Origin of the sequence: Saccharopolyspora sp. NPDC002686, from assembly GCF_040295745.1 — a bacterium.
Classification (GTDB): domain Bacteria; phylum Actinomycetota; class Actinomycetes; order Mycobacteriales; family Pseudonocardiaceae; genus Saccharopolyspora; species Saccharopolyspora oryzae.
Genome location: NZ_JBEOVY010000519.1, coordinates 1 through 3,674 on the forward strand (window position 1 = coordinate 1; position 3,674 = coordinate 3,674).

At 71.0% G+C, this 3,674-nt stretch carries 2 protein-coding genes; both read right to left on the bottom strand.

From position 1 onward, the window contains the following. Window positions 1-86 precede the first annotated feature (86 nt). Window positions 87-3,005, bottom strand: coding sequence for an FAD-binding and (Fe-S)-binding domain-containing protein (locus ABTZ89_RS36800; RefSeq protein ID WP_351053686.1), 2,919 nt, complete (start codon window positions 3,003-3,005; stop codon window positions 87-89). 422 nt (window positions 3,006-3,427) lie between these two features. Then, on the bottom strand, window positions 3,428-3,674 hold a 247-nt coding region (locus tag ABTZ89_RS36805; protein WP_351053689.1), incomplete at its 5' end, for a substrate-binding domain-containing protein.

Consider the following 3,674-nt stretch of genomic DNA (forward strand, 5'->3'; position numbering starts at 1 on the left):
GTTCAGCCGCACAGCGCTGAGCGGGGTGCCGGGGGTGTGCCCGGTGGAGCTTGTGGTCGTCGGGTGCTGAGGCCACCGCGCGGTGGCTAGCTGGTGCCGAGCGCTCGACGGAGCAGTTGGGCGAGGTGGAGCCCCTGCTTCTGATCCGCGCCGCGGGCCCCGTCGGCCAGGCCCTCGCGGATCTGCGTGCGGCAGGAGTAGCCATCGGCGAGCACGACGGCCTCCCCGTCGAGTTCGCGGATGCGCGGGAGCAGTTCCCGCTCGGCGAGGCTGCGGGAGAGATCGGCATGACCGGGTTCGAACCCCCAGTTGCCTGCCAGCCCGCAACAACCGGTCTCGATCTGGGACTCCTCGACGCCGAGACGGGCCAACGTCGTCCCGGTGCCTCCGTGGCCGCGGCGGGAGCGCTCGTGGCAGTGGACCTGGGAGAGGGCCGGGATCGGCAGTTCCCCGAAGGGCCAGTCCGCGTCGTCGACGTGCCCGGCGACGACGTCGCCGAGCGTGACGACCTGCTCGGCCAGCCGGTGCGAGCGCGGGTCGGCGGCGAGGAGTTCGGGGGCCTCTTCGGTGAGCATCGATGCGCAGGACGGTTCGAGGACGACGACGGGAGTGCGGCCGTCGATCCACGCGTCCAGCGACTTCAGGGTGCGGGCGAGGACCTGCTGCGTTCGTGCGAGTTGGCCGGTCGAGTGCCAGGTCAGCCCGCAGCAGAGGAATCCGCGGGGAACGATCACGTCGTAGCCGAGCGCGTTGAGGACGGCATGGGCGTCGGTGGCCACGTTCGCGTCCAGGTGGTTGGTGAAGCTGTCCGGCCAGAGCACCACCGTTCCGCGGGAGACGCGCTGCTCGCTGGTCGACGTCGAACCTGTCGGCCGCTGCTCGGCGCGGAACCGCCGTGATTTCGACAAGGACTGGAAGCTGCGCGGGGAGAAGCGGATCATCGAGCGGCTGGCGTCGACGCCGCCGAGCCGCATGACGGCCTTCTCCACGGGGCGGATGGACAGGAGGGCGTTGACCGCTCGCGCGGCGCCGGGGATGAGGTGCAGAACCCTGCTGGTGAGCGGCAGCCAACCCATCGAGTAGTGGGCCATGGGGCGGCGCCGACCCGCGTAGTGCTGGTGGAGGAACTCCGACTTGTAAGTGGCCATGTCGACTTTGACGGGGCATTCGGAGGCGCACGCCCGGCACGAGAGGCACAGATCGAGCGCGTCCTTGACGTCCTCCGAGCCGGTGCCCTCCGGGTGGAGGTCGCCGCGGAACATCTCGGAGAGGATGCGGGCTCGGCCGCGAGTGCTGTGCACCTCGTCGCGGGTGATCTGGAAGGAGGGGCACATCGCCCCCTCGTCCGAGCGGCAGGCGCCGACGCCCACGCATCGGTTGACGGCGTTGACGAGTGAGCCCCGGTCGCGGCTGAGCGCGTGCACGGGGACGAACTCCTTGCTTCGCTGCCCCGGTGCCGGGCGGATCCCGACGTCAACGGCATCGGGGTCGACGAGCACACCCGGGTTGAGCGCGCAGTCCGGATCGAAGGCCGTTTTGAACGCGGCGAAGGCCGCGAGCGTCTCGGGCGGGTACATGTGCGGCAGCAGAGCGGACCGAGCCCGACCGTCGCCGTGCTCGCCGGAGAGCGAACCGCCGTGGGCCGCGACGGTGGCGGCGGCATCGGACATGAAGGCCCGGAAGACATCGAGGCCGTCCTCGGTGCCGAGCTCGAAGGAGATGCGGATGTGGACGCAGCCTTCGCCGAAGTGCCCGAACGGGATGCCCCGCAGACCGTGCTCGTCCAGCAGGGCGTAGAGATCGCGGAGGTAGTCGGCGAGCTGCTCGGGCGGCACGGCGGAGTCCTCCCAGTTCGGCCAGGCCTCGCCGCCGTCGGGCAGGCGCGTGACGAGACCCGCCGCGGATTCCCGGATCCGCCAGAGCTTCCGCATCTCGGCCGGATCGGAAACGATCACCGCGTCCACGGTGCGGTGCTGGGGGTGCGAATCGAATTCGGCCACGAGTTCCTCGGCGCGCATCCGGGCGTCTTCGGCCGTCTCGCCGGTGGTCTCGCAGTAGAGCCAGCCACCTGCCGGGCGCGGATCACCGACACCGCCCGGGAGGATGTCACCGGCGTCGTGGCCCTGGCTGATCCGCAGCACGTCGAGGAGATCTCCGCCCATGCCCTCGGAGGTCACCACGCCGGTGCGCCGGGTCAGCGGCGCGGCCGCGGCAGCGTCGAAGACGGTGGGGAAAGCGAGGACGGCCAGGGCGGTGGCCTCCGGCACGGGGACGAGCTGGACGACGGCCTCGACGATGATGCCCAGGGTTCCCTCGGAGCCAGCGAAGGCCTTGGCCGTGTCGAAGCCGTTCTCCGGGAGCAGGTGGTGCAGCCCGTACCCGGAGACCTGCCGGGGGAATCGACCCAGGGTGGTGCGCAGCAGCGCGAGGTTCTCGTCCCGCAAGCGAAGGAGGGCCCGGTCGAGTTCGGGATCGCTCGTCCCGCCTCGCTTCAACGTGACCAGCTCGCCGTCGGCGCGCATGACGGTGAGCTCGACGACGTTGTCCGCGGCAGTTCCCCAGGCGAGCGAGTGGGATCCGCAGGCGTTGTTGGCGATCATGCCGCCGACGGTGCACCGGCTGTGGGTCGAGGGGTCCGGTCCGTAGGTGAGGCCGTGGGGAGCCGCCGCCTCGCGCAGGGCGTCGCAGACGACGCCGGGTTCGATCCGGGCGGTGCGCGCCTCCGGGTCGATTTCGAGGATGCGGTTGAAGTGCCTCGAGGTGTCGATGATCAGGCCCTCGCCGATCCCGTTCCCGGCCACCGAGGTGCCGCCGCCGCGGACGGTGATCGGCCACCCCTCCTCCTGCGCGATGCGCACCCCGGCCCGGATCTCAGCGCGGGTCCGGGGTTCGAGGACAGCTCGGGGGACGCGGCGGAAGATCGAGGCGTCGGAAACGTATGCGCCCAGCGCGGCGCGGTCGGTCCGCAAGCGCGCGCGGATGTCCTCGTTGGACGCTGTCGTCACCGCGGTCTCTCCCTTCGGGGGTGATCGGTGGTGACGTCCGCAGGCGGGCCTGCGCGGAGGGCGCCCGACTCGAATCGTGGGGGAAGTCACCGGCGGCAGGACAGTAACATGTTACTCGTGGAGGTTGGCAACCACGCGGTTCGTGATCCCAGCTCGGCCACGTCCCGCTGCCCGGACCGCGCCGACGTGCGCCCGCTGAAACGCCGCGGCAGCAGCGGTCGAAGGACCACTGGTCGAGTTGATGCGCAAATCCGCCTCCTGGAACGGATCCGCGATCGAGCAGTCCGAAGTGGACCTGCGGTCCGGTGTGCGCGGTTCCAGTGCGTTGGGTGCCGCGACGCAATCCGGTCAGAGCGAGAGAAGGCAGGCGATCACGAGCAAGGGCGCGAGGCGCGCGAAGGTCAGCGGCTGAGAACCCGTGCTCAGCTCGGGTCGGTGGAGGCTCTGATCACCAGGGTCGGGGGGAGGCGCACGGATTCCGGCTCATCCCCGGCCATGGCCCGCGCGAGCATGTCGACGGCGGCCTTGCCCATCTGCTTCACCGGGGTCCGCACCGAGGTCAGCGGGATCGGCAGTTCGGCGGCCAGCGGGGTGTCGTGGTAGCCGGCGACCGCCAGGTCTTCGCCCGCTCGGATGCCGTGGTCGCGCAGGGACCCGATCGCGCCGATC